Genomic DNA, 15,239 nt, shown 5'->3' on the forward strand with positions numbered 1-15,239 from the left:
CATCTTTTAGATTTCTTTGAATACATTAATATCATAAGAAATTCAATATGGTGCTCTGGTCCAGTTACCTTGAATTTCTTGCAGACCTTGAGAGAAGAATCCGTTTATAGTAAACGGGTTCTTTTATTTTTGGTCATACAATAAGAATTTTGTCTTAATATTTATCTTCTTTCCAGTCCCACCCATCCCATGTAGAGCCAGGAACCTTTCTACCTGTTGCTTGCGCATATGTTTGACGCTCCACCTTCGCAAGAACTACTCTTTCATCACCTTCAAATTCACAATCGTTATCCTGTACATAGCCTTTAACCGATTTAACATATTTTTCATATTCTTTTAGAGCTTCCTCATGATCTTCAGTAATTAAAACGATACCTTCTTCATAATCGTGAATCATCCACATACTTATCTCTCCTCTTCTACCAAATAACTATTTTGCTATACTTCTTGCACTTTAAAATGAAACAAGCATATATTGTAGTATGATGTTTCATCACTCATATGAGCCTCCTTTTTTCCAGAGTACATATTCGATATGTACTCTTTTGGTAATACTATAAAGTAACGCTTTTTAGTCTCCACTCTTAATTCCTTTGTGCAGGCGAAAAGATTCTTGTACAAAATAATGCTTTAGTTATAAATTTTATTAAACCTCTTCCGTGCTTGTTATTTCCACTTCGTTTTTTCATTACTCATCTTCTGTTACCTCATTTTTTAATAAAATTCAAATTGTATGTTAATTACTAGCACAGACTGTTAATATTTATTTTCTTTAAAAGAAAAATAATATATAATAAAAATGCAAATCATCGTTTTGCACACAACTAATTTTTTGTGCGACATACCTTTTATTGATGCTAGGAGAAATCCTAGCGTTTTTTATTTAATATCTCACAGCTAATCGTTTGAAATTCTCTTCGTTCTTTTCCTTATACCTCTGAACTACGTCATCCCATGTAAAACCTGCAAATTCAATAATTTTATAGAACAAATCCATCATCATTATTAAAGGTCTTTTTGCACCAATAGAGTCCTTATATTCGGCTTTTCCAATAAGATGATTTACGTTCTTGTCCATATGGAAGAACGCTTTATTAAATCCGTTAATTTTAGTTTCTGTAATATAAATCGTTCGAAGAAGATTTTTGATTTTAAAGTCCATAGCAACCGACAACCAAAAGTTTAAAATATCAACCATTTCTTCTAAAAATGTATCGTCAGGTTGCTCAAATTTTGTAGACCACATTTTAAAAGAATTTGTTGCATTCCAGGCTTCATTCACTTCATTTTTTAGCGCGTAAACCTTGTTATACAGCATGTCATAGCGAGCATAGTTTTCTTTATGCTTCGCTATGATATCCTTGTCTAAAACCCTTTGCATTTGGAATAGTTCCGTTAAATCAATACATCTATTTTTCATGTAATTTCTCTCCTACTATTGAAACTTATTTATCTGAACGATTTCTTTTGTTAACCTTATCTGCTGACCTAAAAGCAATCATAACCATCAATACACAGAATATTGAAACTACAAATCCCATGATTTAACCAGCCATATCTTCAGCAAAGAATAGAATTTCTAAATTTTCTATTGCAACCTCATATATTTGATGCGAGTTCATGATTTGTACAGTTGCTCTATCGTTTATTACGTGTAAAACACGAGATGCATACACATCATCAGTTACAACATCACCAGAACGATACTCATTTGGCTTACGTCCCTTTTGTGCAAATACACGTCTTACACTTTCTGCGTTGATCTCTTCTACTGTTGCATATCTACATTTATTCGCATGATTGTAGCCCCAATCACCATGTATCACTCCTTCACATCCCCATGTTCCCCATAACTCTACTTTGTTGTTAAGTGTATCTTTAATCACTCTTTTAACTTGTGTAATGACTTTGTTATCCTTCAATTCGCATACAACCCATTGACCAGCAGTCACTTTCTTTTCATCAATTTGTAAATTCATTCCCTATCTCTCCTTAATTAAAGATTTATGAATTCAAACTAATTTGCTATATAAGTTAACTTTCTGCACTTCATTCGTTCTTCTCTCGATGGAATAACTATCTTGGACCAATAAGATCTTTCTTTTCCCTTTCTTCCACGCTCAGATGCTGACAAAATTGGTGTGGAAATTGCCTCTTCTAAATCCCATTTATATCTCTTCACACGATCATATAAAGTTTTATAACTTATTCCATTCTCCTCAGCACGTTTCACCTGTTCTTCAGTAAAAGTAGGTGCCTTTTGAGGATTCTTCTCTTTTGCTCTTGCTATTATTTCATCCTGAGTAAGTGGTGGGATTGTTATAGCATCAACTAACCCCCATCCCCTTTTTCTCCTAGCGGAAAATGTTTGTCTACTGATTCCATTTTTCAAACTAATATTTTTAATTTTCGTCCATTCCGATGGTTCTTTTTGAGTAGGTATTGTGATTGCTTTTTCTTTATCCCAACATCCTCTTCGTATCCTATACTCTAATGATTTTCGTTTTATCCCATTCTTTTCTGCTACTTCGTATTCTTCTGGAGTTATATAATAATCATATGGATTCCACATAAATATCTTCTCCTATTCAATTGTTAGTTAAGTTCTTGAATTTCTTTTAACGATCTATTCGAAACTTCAATACTACGAATCTTAAAACTATAATTCTTACGATATTTTTCACGAATTTTTAATGCCGCTTCTTCTTTCGTTTCAGCTTCACAAAATTCTAATTTGAATCCTGACTCTGTAACAATGTCCACCATGTATGTATCTATTAGTGGCTCATAAATAAAATCATGATCTATTGTGATTTGTTCAGTCATTTAACTCACCTTCTATCGGTGAAAGTGTAATAATCATTTGTTGCTCTAAAACATTTCCAATCACAGCATTCATCCATAGATTAGGATTCATTTTTCTCATTAAAAATTCGATGACTATAATTAACTCTTCGGTAGATAAGGAAACAAATTTGCCTAAAGGTTCTTGATTGAACTTGCCACCACGTTTTTCAATCTTTAGAGCTACTCCGTTGTCAATTACGTATCTTTTTGCAGTTACTAAATCGAATTGACGGACTTTTTCACGACCGAATCCTTTTATTAATTCCTTTAGAACATCATGAATGACACGAAAATCTAACACTTTTACTTTCTGTTCAAGCTGCTCTCTACACTGCTTGCATACATTCCTCTCCAAACCAGAAATATATATTTTACTCATATCAAACTCAGGAAAAGGATTTTCGCATTCGTAACACTCTTCTCCAATTACATCTTCAAATGGGTTTAGCATGTAAATCGCTCCTATGATTTATATTTGTTTAGCACTTCTTGCAATCTCTCACGCTCTTCATCAATAGATTGCGAGTTTTGCTTTTCGATTTCTTTTTTAGTTGGCTCAGTATCTTCCCGTAACCAATCTGGAACAATTTCTTTTCTATTTGAACGACCTGGTCCCGAACCATTCAATCGCTTGTTCTTACTCATTTCAAAGCGTCTATCTAATGCAACAACATCATCTAATGTTTTTACTTTTTGCTTTTCCCAGCTTTTCAAAATGGCCTTAATGTAATTCCATTTTGGCTTATTTTCATCAATAGCTTTGTGAACAGCATGTTTAATTAATTCGCTACCAAACAAATCACAAAACTCTCCTAATTCCATAACGGCAATTTCACTTAACGGAATTCCTTCACTTTTTAAAAAGTTATAACTGACTTTAAATTCTTCATTGACTAATACATGTGATTTCGATTCTTTATTATCATCATGATAATAATTAGTATTTTGTATATTAGTATTTAATTTATTAGTACTTAGTATATTAGTATTTAGTAGTGTCGGATTTTCCACATGTAGGTTTCCCACAAGTGGCTTTTCCACATTTGGGTTTTCCACATGTGGAATTTCCATAAGTGGCTCTTCCTCATGTGGTTTCCCCATATCTGGTGTTTCATAAATTTCAGTTTCCCAATTTGTTATCTTCTTGCTCTTTTCATCACGAACAGGGTAACGCTTTATATATCCTAGCGCTTTTAACTCTTTAAACCCTGAACGTAATGAATCTTCTCCGTCCTTAGCATGTTGAGATAACTCACTTATATGAAAAGTCCAATTATCAGGTAATGTAAGTGCATAAGCTAAAATCCCTTTTGCCTTCCAAGACAACCTTTCATCTTTTAAACCGGTATTATTTATGACAGAATAATTGCTGTCTTTTTTCACTCGGATAATCCCCATAAAAGCCACCTCATAAATTTTCAAAAACTATATTTAATGTTATACTTATCATGTAATATTTTTTCTAATAGGACCCGTTGCAGCGGGTTCTTTTTTATGAATTCCGTCGAATACTATCGACAACTTCTTTTCTTTCTCCCACTTCTTCCAAACGATCTGCTACTTCTAAAACTTGTTTTCTTTCTTTAGAAGAATCATTTTTTATTTTCTTGAAATACATAGCTGATAACTCCTTTGAAATTTCTAAATCTCTACTATTTTGCTTTTGATATAAATCGTGAAGTTCAACATAAGCAATTTTGTCGCCGTTTCTATTGGCTTGCTCCATTTGTTTATATAAAAGTTGTCGGTTTTGTATACATTCCTTACGCTCTTTTTCTAATTTTGATGCCATCATCAAATGTTCTGGAAGCACTCTGTTTTCGGTTCCCATTGTTTAAACGCTCCCTTTCTAAACGATCACTTTCATCAAACTTTCGTTCAATGAAAGTACCGCCTTTATAAACTGCATACGCAAGTACCGCTATCCCAAATCCAAAGATACAGACATTCGTTGTACTTTCTACCGTTATAATGTCCATTAGGCTAAAATAAACACCTTTTTAGATTCCACTTCTTGCGATAATGCGTTATTTAGGTACTCTTTAATGTTATTCATTGCTTCTAATTTCCAAGCCCCACCGTCAGCTTCAAACAAACCACAACGAGCACCTTCACGCATTCTAAACACAAACTTACTTTCTGGTTGTTCTACTTCAACAAACGTTCGATATGGGCTTAATTGCACTGGGTTAGGTACTTTTGCATTCCCTCTACTCGCAACTCCTGTTTTCACTGTTACAGCTTGCGATACACCATCATCTCCAATTTCCTTTACATCATTTTCTACGACAGTACCTACTACCTGTAAAACAATGTCTCGATGATTGTTTTGTACAAAACTCGATTGCAATGCAATATTAAATTCTTCTCTATCATAAAAGCTTCCAAAATTAAAATGTGGAATAGATGCTTGTGCTTGGATATAAGTACTTCTAGCCTTATCCCCATTAACAGCAGTAAAGCAACTCACCGTTGTTGGGTTTACAATATGAATCATTACAGGGGCAGTTGTGTCAAATTCTGATTTCACATAACCTACTAAACCAGATAAACTACGTACAACAATTTCTGCTGGTGTTGGTTCTTGCACAAGATGTAATCGTTGTGTTGAATATGTCTGTTCACCAATTTTGTGTGTTTTAATTGTTCCAATCTCTAATACCTTTTCAATTGCATCTCTTGTCATAGTCATTTTTTATTTCCCCTTTTCTTAATTAGATTTCGCATTCAAATAATCGATTACTACCGTTTGCTTATCAACAGCTTTATTTTGTTCTACCTCTTCCACTTCTTCTACAGGTTGTCCAACATCTGTTTTCACATCACCCTGTAGATCCATATAAAACTGTCCTTGGATTCCAGAAGCTAATTCTTGTCCAACTAAATTTCCGTTTTGGTCCATATCTAATAGAATCTTAGACTCTACCGCTTCTGTTGGTGCTAGTTTCGAAGTGGCTTGAACCTGACAATTCCATACATCACGCTTTTTATCACCAGCAAACGAAAGTGTTAAAACGATCTTTCTTGCTTTTTTCGGATCAGTATTTAAATCCGCCATATTTTCCATTACGCGCTCAAACTCTTGATGAAACCTTTCAGCAAGCGCTCCATCAGCAAATGTATTTAAATCAATCATGACTTCCATTGCTTTTCCCACCTAAACCTTTCTTCTTAAAATTCAACATCCACTTGAATATCGATATTCATAGGGATTTCTTGTGTTACACGAATTGATTTTGGACTTACACCTTTTTGAATCAACTTTTTAACTTCTTCTTTTGCAGCATCTTTTGAGTTAAATTCACTGATACCTGGAAAACCTGCGAAATTACTTGTAATCACTAAAATCTTTTGTTGCATGATTGCTCCTCCTATTGAACTTCCGCCATATTTATTTGTGCATTTGTAGCTGTAATTTCTTCTTCTAAAATGATTGGAAGTGAATATTCTTCATTAATGATTTGAATCGCTCTATCTAAATGATGACGTTTAATAGCTTTATAACTACTAATTCCAAACTCTCTATGTAATTGACTATAAATATCGCTATACACTTTTTTTCTAAGGCTAACATCCCGATAAGCATTAGATTCCTTACCACCTAATAGAAGAACACCTAACTTTCTTACAACCTTTGATACTTCATCACATTCGATAGCATATAAAGGGGCGTTTTCTCGTAAATCCTTCACATCTGATTTAATATCTTGAATTTCTTGTTTTTGACCTTCTAAAACATCAAATGTGAGTTTCAAAATACTCATCGGATCTTTAGGAAGTTGTTGCTGGTTTTGTATGTGTTGTTTCATTCTTTTAAACTCTTCAATAAACTTAATTTTCATTTGAACAGCTTCTTTTGTGTTGTAACTCATCGCAACTAGCGTGAAAGCTTCTTCTGTTAAGTTGTACTTAAGGTATTTTCGTCCACGCTCATTTTCATAATTTGACTCGTGAAAATTTACGAGTGAAAATTCAGGTCCCGCATATTCAATTTGTTTTCTAATATCTTTCAATACATTGTCATGTGTCTTTTCAAACATTTCAGCAATCATTAAACTATCTGTTACTATTTTTCCGTTGTTTTCAAATACTAATGCTTGTTCGTTTGCTGCTGTTAATTGATTCATGTTACTTTCCTCCTCTACAAACTCGGAATAACCTTAATTTTATTCGTATTACGATGTACCAAATGCAATTCATGATTTACTTTTTTAAAAATCAACCAATTATCGGGATTTAGATTGTATAATTTAATATGCATTTTTTCTTTTTTTGTTGGCTTTTTACCATTTTTCATTAATACTAACCTCCTTATAATTCATCAAAATACTTATTAAGAAATTCTTTCATTTCTTTTGCTTTAAATAACCAACGATTATTTTTTTGTTTAGCAAAAATCTGCACTCTAGGATCACAAACGACATATTCCATTAACCAGTCATAACTTCTACTTGTTTCATATTGAAGTCTTTTCATATCCCACCAAGTACCAATTCCCATATCTGCTAAACGTTCATTAACTTGACGAGAAACTTCTTTTTGCAAGTAGTTATCATCGATAATGACTTGCACTGTTGCCGTCATTACTAGATCTCCTCACTTTCCAATATTCGATTTATTTTTTCTTTCACTTTTTTACCTTCTCTTTTACCGTGTAAAATATCAGAGAGATATGGACCAGAAACGTTAAGCATTTTTGCTAATTCTCCTTGCTTCATTCCATTAACAAATAGCCACATTTTCACTTTCTTACCAAACTTTTTATCCATATCCACACCTCCTCCTATACATTTAGCTAATTTTTTAGCTTTCTATTGACTATTTCTATCCAATTAGATAAAATTAAAGCATAGCTAAATAAACCAAATTAAATTACCTTTTAAACGTTGAGGGACGTGCTATATAGGTTTAATTTGTAATGGTTTTGCGGCTAAATAATTAGCTTATGAACATAGTTTAATATCCGAACGGATAAAAGTCAACATTTTTATCTATCCATTCGGATAAAAAATGTTCTTAGCTTTATTAAGGGTGGCTCAAAATGTCTACATTCAACATAATTAAAAGTCTTGCGAATAAGAAAGGAATATCTTTATCTGATTTAGCAAAGCAACTAAACATGGGGGAAAATTCTCTATATAAGTGGAAAACACAAAAACCTGCTATTGATAAACTGCAACTGGTGGCAGATTATTTCGATGTAAGTGTTGATTACCTATTAGGTAGAACTAACAAAGAGTACTGGGAACTTACAGAGAAAGATGAAAAAGATATACAAAAAAAGTTAGAAGAGTTAATAGAAGACATGACTAAAGCCGACGCTCTCGCTTTCTCTAAAGACTCTGAACCAATGTCAGAGGAAACTAAGCAGTTATTAATTGTGTCATTAGAAAACTCTCTTAGATTAGGAAAACAAATGGCAAAAAAGAAATTTACGCCTAAAAAATACAGAAACGAAGATTGATTGGAGTGGATCTAGTTGGTTTCAAAACAGCAAATCAATTTAAAAATAGACGAACTACTTAGACGATATAACACCAGAGATCCATTCCTTATCGCTGAAGCAAAAGGTATAGTCGTTATCACAGAAGCCTTAGGGGATATTTATGGATACTACCACAAAGTATCTCGTATCCCTTTTATACATATTAACGAACGACTTTCATACCAAAATCAAGTTTTTACTTGTTTTCATGAATTGGGTCATGCCTTATTTCATCCAGATGAAAATACACCTAAATTATCCAAGGTGTCTCTTTGTTCTGAAATTCGTATAGAAGCTGAAGCAAACTATTTTGCAACGAGATTTCTTATCGATGGAAGTCATCATGATTACTACATACAAACAAAGCAAGAGTTATTACAGCATTATGGAATACCTAAACAAATGGATAGATTTATTTAGAATCTACTATATATTTTTACGCAAAGACAGAACAAACATTCTTATAAGATATAGAATGGAGTGATTAACGTGGCTAGTTTTAGAAAACGTAATGATAAATGGGAATATCGGATTAGGTATAAAGAAATGGGGAAATACAAAGAAACATCCAAAGGTGGATTTAAAACAAAAAAAGAAGCTCAATTAGCTGCTGCTAAAATAGAAGAAAAATTAGTGAATGGGGGCAATATACAAGACGGTAAAATAACTTTTAATGAATATCTTTACGAATGGTTAAATGTCTTCAAAAAAGGAAATGTAGCTCCAAGAACTTACATGGTCTACGAAAAAAACATTAGACTTCACATCTTACCTGTATTTGGAGAATTAAAGTTAAAAGATTTAACAAGAATTAAATATCAAAAATTTATAAATAACCTATTAGAAAAGTACAGTAAGAAAACGGTAGAAACAATTAATGTCACAATGCACCATGCGTTAGATACAGCTGTTAACGAACTTGGGATTTTAGAAAAAAACCCAACTACAAAAATTAAATTAAGAACAACTCGTGTTTCTTCAAAAAATGATGATATAAAATGCTACGATATAGATGAACTACATCAATTCTTAACTTACATCCTTAATGAGAAAGGAGGCTTTAAATACTATTCTTTATTCATGTTTCTATCTCGCACGGGTCTTCGCATTGGTGAATGTTTAGCCCTTCAATGGGAAGATATTGATTTTGAAGAACAAAAATTATTCATCAACAAAACATTAATTACTACCAAGAGAAATGAAAAAATCTTATTCGGTCCACCTAAAAATAGAAGCAGTAAACGAACTATCTCCTTAGATTCTTCTACCATATCTCATTTAAGAAAAATGAAAATAGAGCAAAATAAAAACACTTTGAAGAACGGTAAATATTATAAAGAGTATAATTTTGTATTTACACATGAAGATAATTCTTGTATGCTACACCCAGCAACCCTAAAATTCTTACAGCAAGCTTGTAAGAAAGGAAATTTAAAATACATTACCTTACACGGATTTAGACATACACATGCCGTTCACTTATTACAAAGTGGGGCAAACCTTAAATATGTTTCAGAACGTTTAGGGCATTCCTCTATAGACATGACTGCAAATGTGTATCTTCACATAACAAAATCTATAGAGGAAACTGCCGTAAACCAATATGACGAATTTTTAAAATCTCGTGGGCAAATTGTGGGCAAGCAACTTTAACAATACGCTAAAGTCACTTGTCACGATAGGTTTCAAACTTAGGTTTATAGAACGAACGATTATCAAGAGCAAAGACACGCTCAGTGTATTCGCCTGGTTTTGTGCGTCCTAATGCACGGTCCATCATGTTCATTTTTGCATCTAAGTTATCGATGTAGTGCAGAATTTCTGCTTCTTTTACTAATGGTGGTTTTGGACTACCCCATTCTGCTTTTCCGTGGTGAGAAAGGACGATGTGTTGAAGAATTAATACTTCTTCTGCATCGATTTGCAGCTCGTCTGCTGCTTTACCAATTTCGTTCACCATAATCGAAATGTGTCCTAATAAATTTCCTTCTAACGTATACGTTGTAGAAATTGGGCCAGATAATTCGATTACTTTACCAAGGTCATGTAAAATAACGCCTGCATATAGTAAGTCTTTATCTAATGATGGATATAGATTTGAGATAGCTTTCGCTAAATCAAGCATCGATACGACGTGATAAGCTAGTCCAGATACGAACTCGTGATGGTTCTTCGTCGCTGCTGGATAGTCTAAAAATTCGTTTTGATGCTTATTTAATAAATGTCTTGTTAGACGCTGGATGTTCGGGTTTCTCATTTCAAATATGTATTGCGTAATTTTCTCAACCATATCTTCTTTTTTCACTGGTGCTTTTTCTACGAAATCTGAGATATCCGTAACTTCATTTTCATTCGCAACACGAATTTGTTTCACACGTAATTGAATACGGCCTTTGTAGTTTAGAATGTCACCAGCTACTTTTACGATTGTTTCCGCTACATATTGTTTCTCAACTTCTGGTGATACGTCCCATAACTTCGCTTCAATATCTCCACTTGGATCTTGTAAGATTACTGTTAAAAATGGCTTTCCATTGCTTGCGATACCTTTTGTCGCTGTTTTAATTAACAAGAAAATATCGACTTGTTCACCAACTTCATACTCTGCAATTTTCTTTTTCATTCGAATTCCTCCACCAAATCAGTTACTTTTAGTATAGCACACTACAACTCATTTTCTTTACGCATATGTGTTAATTTTATAATCTGTTTTTCTGTAAAATACGCGAGTAAATGCGCATGACATGTAAAGAAGATCACTTGCCGATCCTTTGCAATTTCCTTTATAAGTTCAATCGTCCGATTCGTCCTTACCGCATCAAAGTGCACGAAACTGTCATCAATAATAAATGGATAATCATGCTCAAATGTTTTTGCTAACGCAAATCTCAGCGATAAATACAACTGCTCAGCTGTCGCTTGGCTTAGTTCATGACTATAAAAACGCATACCATCGTTACGCTCTACAATAAACGGCTCCGCCTCTGACGGTGAAAAGATTTTACTATATCGTCCGCCTGTTAAGTAGACGAAATACTCTTCTGATTTTTGTAAAATACGAGGAAGATGTACTTCATGATAATATTGCTTCGTTTTCGTTAACACTGTCTTTGCAGCCGCATACGCAGCCCACTTCTTTACTTGTTCACGCACTTGCGCTTTTTTCATTTCCCATTCATGCATTAAATCACCGTACGTACTACCTTCTTCTAAATTCGCAATTTCCATACGATGTTTCGCAATGCGCTCTGTCAATTCTTTCTCTTTCGTAAGGCAGTTTTGCACGACTACAATTTCTTGCTTTAATTTTTCCTCATAACCGTCAGCCTCATAATGTTCAGCTAATGATAAACTCGTTAAACGTTGTTCTAAAAGATCAATTTGCGGCAATAAACGCCCTACTTGCTTCTCTGCATCTTCACGTTTTTCCGCTAGTTTACCTGCCTCTAGAAACATCTCTTCATTTGTAGCTTCTGCGATATGCCATAAACTATCTCGTTCTACTACTAATTGCTTTAATTGTTCTTGCATGAACGCATATTCTTCTTGCCATTCAGCTAGTTTCTCTTTTAGCTGCTTACAAGTTTGGCGTTTTTCTTTCTCATTTTGCATACGACTTTGTGCCTCGTGCAGCTTACTATACTCCGCACTACCGATAACAGTTTCTAGTTTATGTTCAAATTGGGAAATCATTTCATATAATAAAGATTTTCGCGCACCTTGCTTCTCTAATTCACAATATAATTGCTGCATTTTTTCCATACGCTCAAACGCCGGCAATATGTGCGCATACGTATAAAATTCAGGGAACGTATAACGCTTTTTATACACATTGACTTGTTCGCTCGTGCGGAACGTTTCTCTCTCCCATTCCTCATACGATGAAACGACTTTATCATACGCTCGCTCCATTTGCTGCAATTTATATGACTCACGCTCAAATAACTTACGAATCTCTTCGTCTTTTTCTAACTCATAACGAACAGACATCGCTTCTTCACTTTGTCTCCCGCCAGCACTTTGCTGAAGAGTAAGGAGCTCTTCTTGTAACCCACTTGACGGATCTTTATATAAAACAATAGCAAGAACAATCCCTACAAAAACAATGACACTAATAAATAAAAGTGCTCGGTTATCTATAAATAAGCTTGTGAATAAAACGCCTGTGTTAATAAGAAGTAACAGAAGACAAACTCTTTGCCACTGTTTTTTCTTTTGCATCGCTGCTCCTGCTTTTTCCTCATATTTGCGCTTCATTCTCTCAGCGCCCATACCGATAAACGCCGCATCTTGGAACGATTTTTCTTTCTCAACTAACGTATTTCGCTCTTCATCCGCTAACATTTGCTTCTGAATTTGTCTTATATTTTCTTCTTGTTCTTCTAATTGCTCTTGCGCTACTTTAAAACGATCATCAAGCTGTGCTTTTTGCGTTTCTAATTCGCGCGCCTTTTGCACTGCTTGCGTAATTAACTCTTTCGTTGCCAAACTCATATCAAACGAAAGGACTGTTTCTTTTTCAAAAGTAGTGCCGATTTGTTGCTCGAGTTCTGCAAGCTCTTCTTTTATATTCGTAATCGTCCCTGTCACATCACGCATTTCTTGGCGTGCATTTTCGTAAGACATATGCTGCATACGAAGTTCTTCTACATAACTTTCTTTTTGTAAAAATTCTTCATCTATTTGAATCGATTCTATTTCTGACTGCACATTCTCTATTTTTTTATGTAGCGAGTCCACTTGTAATTGAAGCGGCTCCATCTTCGCCTTAATCGCTTCATAGCGCGCCATTCCGTTTACCGGAAATTGTCCGCTCTCGTTCTCTAACACTTTCTCATACGCACGCTTTTCAATAACGAGAGGTTCTAGTGCTGCTAATATTTCATAATCTTGCTTTCGCTTTTCTGCACTCTCTTTTTCTGTACGAACAGACGACAGTTTCTCTTCACTTTCTTTCAACTGTTCGACCTGTTTTTCATACGTGCCAATTTTCCCTTGCCACTCTTTCATCTTCTCTTCAAGTTTCTTCATCTCTTGCAGTGACACATTAATTTCCGGTTTACGCCCGCTCGGCTTAAAGCGCTGATCCATTTCTTTTTCTAGCTTTTTATCTAACTGCAATAGCGCATCGCTTCCGACTGCACTTGCCGAAAATAAATAATTGCCGATATCCGCTTCGCCTAGCTGATGAATGTTTTGAAGACCATGCATATCAAAAGAAAAGACCGATTCAAATAAACTTTCATTCATCCCGGTTAATATATCGTGTAAAATTTCTTCGCCGCCCGTTTTCCCGTCTTCAAAATAAACGGTTACCTCGCCATTGGCTGTCTTTGGTAATCGTTCAATTTTCAAACGGCCGTACTTCTCTGTTTGTACAGTGATCGCACCGCCATACTTGCCGCCTTCTTTCGGCTCATAACGGCGTTGTCCTCTCGTCGGAAAACCGAATAAAATACTTTTCATAAATGAGCGAATTGTCGATTTCCCCGCTTCATTTTCACCGTACAACACCGTCAGCATTGACAGATCCATTTCCACATTTTCTAATTTTCCGTACCCATAAATATGGAGTTTTTCCATTCTCATTTCTTATCCCTCTCTTGCTGGAATAATTGTTCTAAAATAATATTTTCTGCTTCCTTTTGAATCTCTCTCTTCTCTTCCTCTGTAAAAGATTCAATACTATTACGCGCTACAGGAGATGTCCAAATGGTGCGCAATACTCCGTCCATATTTGTGAAAGCTTCTAACTCCTTTAGCACACTACCGACGAAATGATTTTCTTCTTTCAAACGCTCGATTTCTGCAAAAGAAACCGTCTCATTTTTCCACTTCATCGCATACACGAAATCTTTTCGCTCTTCGCCAGCTGCTAAAATATGAAAAATCTCTTCCACACGCTTTTCGTCACGTAAATACGGAGAAAGTGGGCCTTGTCCTGTAAATACGACAGTTAGTAGCGTCCCTTCCTCTTCTCTTCGGCACTCATTCATCGCAGTTGACACACTCGTCATAAGTTCATCAACAGTTTCAAGTCCATCAATATTCACTTCTATCTCATCCCACACAACATCAGCCGTATGGAAAAATGAACATTGCGTTCCTTGTTTCGTAAGTTCAATCAGGTACGCACCCTTCTCGCCTGTTTCCTTACGATGACGACCTTGTATGTTCCCTGGATAAACGATGTATGGCTCTTCTAATAAAATTTCACGTTTATGTATATGGCCAAGAGCCCAATAATCAAACTGCTTTTCTTTCAGCTCACGAATTTGAAACGGTGCATAGCGATTATGCTCTGCATCCCCTTCCACACTTCCGTGAAGCATGCCAATATGAAAAAGCGCATCACTCATTTTCGTATACTGCGCTGTCATATTATCCATTACCGCTTGCTGCAAATAACTAAACCCGTAAATAGAAGCTAACAACTCACCATTTTTATAAAATGATTTCTCTTCTACGTAAGGCTCCGTAAACACGTGAACATTTTCCGGAAACTCAATTGCTGCCCAGCTTCCCCCTAAATGATCGTGGTTACCGTGAATAATAAAAACAGGGATATCGTACTGCGAAAGTCTCTTCATTTGCTCGCGCACAAACACTTGCGCCCTCAAACTTCTTGTCTCCGCATCATACAAATCCCCGGCTAGCAATACGAAATCCACGCGCTCTTGAATCGCTTTATCAACAATACGTTCGAACGATTCAAACGTACTTTGCTTCATTCTCTCCCAAACAGACTGCGGTACATTCATCTCCATCCCTTTAAACGGACTATCTAAATGCAAATCAGCCGCATGTATAAACTTCACTTGTTTCACAAATAACGATCCTTTCTTTTTCCGTACTTTACTACGAATAGTAAATCTAGTGCTCATAAAACTTTCTCTCTATTTTACCA

At 35.0% G+C, this 15,239-nt stretch carries 22 protein-coding genes; 3 read left to right on the top strand and 19 right to left on the bottom strand.

Features of this window, described 5'->3' with window-relative positions; translation table 11 throughout:
• Window positions 1-154: 154 nt before the first annotated feature.
• The 16 genes from QCI73_RS22275 to QCI73_RS22350 form a co-directional block, all read right to left on the bottom strand.
• A complete protein-coding gene (locus QCI73_RS22275) occupies window positions 155-403 on the bottom strand; it encodes a hypothetical protein (protein WP_353823764.1) in 249 nt (82 codons plus the stop codon).
• Between the two features lie 480 nt (window positions 404-883).
• Window positions 884-1,420, bottom strand: a complete 537-nt coding sequence (locus QCI73_RS22280) for a dUTP diphosphatase (protein WP_353823765.1) — start codon at window positions 1,418-1,420, stop codon at window positions 884-886.
• Between the two features lie 124 nt (window positions 1,421-1,544).
• Entirely contained in the window at window positions 1,545-1,979 is a 435-nt protein-coding gene (locus QCI73_RS22285; RefSeq protein ID WP_353823766.1) for a hypothetical protein, read from the bottom strand.
• A 38-nt stretch (window positions 1,980-2,017) separates the two neighbouring features.
• On the bottom strand, window positions 2,018-2,572 hold the full coding sequence (locus tag QCI73_RS22290; RefSeq protein ID WP_016718586.1) for a hypothetical protein: 555 nt from the start codon (window positions 2,570-2,572) through the stop codon (window positions 2,018-2,020).
• A 23-nt stretch (window positions 2,573-2,595) separates the two neighbouring features.
• Complete coding sequence (locus QCI73_RS22295; protein ID WP_000139235.1) at window positions 2,596-2,826, bottom strand: hypothetical protein; 231 nt, start codon at window positions 2,824-2,826, stop codon at window positions 2,596-2,598.
• A complete protein-coding gene (locus QCI73_RS22300) occupies window positions 2,819-3,298 on the bottom strand; it encodes a hypothetical protein (RefSeq protein ID WP_353823767.1) in 480 nt (159 codons plus the stop codon). Before QCI73_RS22300 ends, QCI73_RS22295 begins: the two co-directional genes overlap by 8 nt.
• Before the next feature lie 11 nt (window positions 3,299-3,309).
• Window positions 3,310-4,245: a DnaD domain protein gene (locus tag QCI73_RS22305; protein WP_353823768.1), complete on the bottom strand. Its 936-nt coding sequence runs from the start codon at window positions 4,243-4,245 to the stop codon at window positions 3,310-3,312.
• A gap of 94 nt (window positions 4,246-4,339) precedes the next feature.
• Window positions 4,340-4,639, bottom strand: a complete 300-nt coding sequence (locus tag QCI73_RS22310; protein WP_353823769.1) for a hypothetical protein — start codon at window positions 4,637-4,639, stop codon at window positions 4,340-4,342.
• A complete protein-coding gene (locus QCI73_RS22315; RefSeq protein WP_353823770.1) occupies window positions 4,611-4,826 on the bottom strand; it encodes a hypothetical protein in 216 nt (71 codons plus the stop codon). Before QCI73_RS22315 ends, QCI73_RS22310 begins: the two co-directional genes overlap by 29 nt.
• A complete protein-coding gene (locus tag QCI73_RS22320) occupies window positions 4,826-5,539 on the bottom strand; it encodes a hypothetical protein (RefSeq protein ID WP_353823771.1) in 714 nt (237 codons plus the stop codon). The genes QCI73_RS22315 and QCI73_RS22320 overlap by 1 nt, the downstream gene beginning before the upstream one ends.
• An 18-nt stretch (window positions 5,540-5,557) precedes the next feature.
• Entirely contained in the window at window positions 5,558-5,992 is a 435-nt protein-coding gene (locus tag QCI73_RS22325; protein WP_353823772.1) for a replication terminator protein, read from the bottom strand.
• 26 nt (window positions 5,993-6,018) lie between these two features.
• Window positions 6,019-6,207: a hypothetical protein gene (locus tag QCI73_RS22330; RefSeq protein ID WP_270756377.1), complete on the bottom strand. Its 189-nt coding sequence runs from the start codon at window positions 6,205-6,207 to the stop codon at window positions 6,019-6,021.
• Between the two features lie 11 nt (window positions 6,208-6,218).
• On the bottom strand, window positions 6,219-6,974 hold the full coding sequence (locus QCI73_RS22335; protein ID WP_353823773.1) for a Rha family transcriptional regulator: 756 nt from the start codon (window positions 6,972-6,974) through the stop codon (window positions 6,219-6,221).
• Between the two features lie 14 nt (window positions 6,975-6,988).
• Window positions 6,989-7,144 (bottom strand): DUF6906 family protein, encoded by a 156-nt coding sequence (locus QCI73_RS22340; protein ID WP_170959390.1) that lies wholly within the window; start codon window positions 7,142-7,144, stop codon window positions 6,989-6,991.
• A gap of 14 nt (window positions 7,145-7,158) precedes the next feature.
• A complete protein-coding gene (locus QCI73_RS22345) occupies window positions 7,159-7,431 on the bottom strand; it encodes a DUF771 domain-containing protein (RefSeq protein WP_000127561.1) in 273 nt (90 codons plus the stop codon).
• A gap of 2 nt (window positions 7,432-7,433) precedes the next feature.
• Window positions 7,434-7,616, bottom strand: a complete 183-nt coding sequence (locus tag QCI73_RS22350) for a helix-turn-helix domain-containing protein (RefSeq protein WP_270756382.1) — start codon at window positions 7,614-7,616, stop codon at window positions 7,434-7,436.
• Between the two features lie 272 nt (window positions 7,617-7,888).
• On the opposite strand from QCI73_RS22350, the gene QCI73_RS22355 reads away from it, so the two are divergent.
• The 3 genes from QCI73_RS22355 (at window position 7,889) to QCI73_RS22365 (ending at window position 9,985) form a co-directional block, all read left to right on the top strand.
• Window positions 7,889-8,311, top strand: a complete 423-nt coding sequence (locus tag QCI73_RS22355; RefSeq protein ID WP_353823774.1) for a helix-turn-helix domain-containing protein — start codon at window positions 7,889-7,891, stop codon at window positions 8,309-8,311.
• Window positions 8,312-8,326: 15 nt separating this feature from the next.
• Entirely contained in the window at window positions 8,327-8,752 is a 426-nt protein-coding gene (locus tag QCI73_RS22360) for an ImmA/IrrE family metallo-endopeptidase (protein ID WP_061663642.1), read from the top strand.
• 69 nt (window positions 8,753-8,821) lie between these two features.
• Complete coding sequence (locus QCI73_RS22365) at window positions 8,822-9,985, top strand: site-specific integrase (protein WP_353823775.1); 1,164 nt, start codon at window positions 8,822-8,824, stop codon at window positions 9,983-9,985.
• A gap of 13 nt (window positions 9,986-9,998) precedes the next feature.
• Here the strand turns inward: QCI73_RS22365 and yhaM are convergent, their stop codons facing one another.
• Genes yhaM through QCI73_RS22380 form a run of 3 tightly spaced genes read right to left on the bottom strand, consistent with a single transcriptional unit; the run spans window position 9,999 to window position 15,159 of the window.
• Entirely contained in the window at window positions 9,999-10,955 is a 957-nt protein-coding gene (yhaM, locus tag QCI73_RS22370; RefSeq protein ID WP_000726636.1) for a 3'-5' exoribonuclease YhaM, read from the bottom strand.
• A gap of 41 nt (window positions 10,956-10,996) precedes the next feature.
• On the bottom strand, window positions 10,997-13,921 hold the full coding sequence (locus QCI73_RS22375) for an ATP-binding protein (protein ID WP_353823776.1): 2,925 nt from the start codon (window positions 13,919-13,921) through the stop codon (window positions 10,997-10,999).
• On the bottom strand, window positions 13,918-15,159 hold the full coding sequence (locus tag QCI73_RS22380; RefSeq protein ID WP_353824126.1) for a metallophosphoesterase family protein: 1,242 nt from the start codon (window positions 15,157-15,159) through the stop codon (window positions 13,918-13,920). Before QCI73_RS22380 ends, QCI73_RS22375 begins: the two co-directional genes overlap by 4 nt.
• Window positions 15,160-15,239 lie beyond the last annotated feature (80 nt).

The sequence above is a fragment of the Bacillus cereus group sp. MG16 genome, from assembly GCF_040459875.1.
Lineage (GTDB): Bacteria > Bacillota > Bacilli > Bacillales > Bacillaceae_G > Bacillus_A > Bacillus_A paranthracis.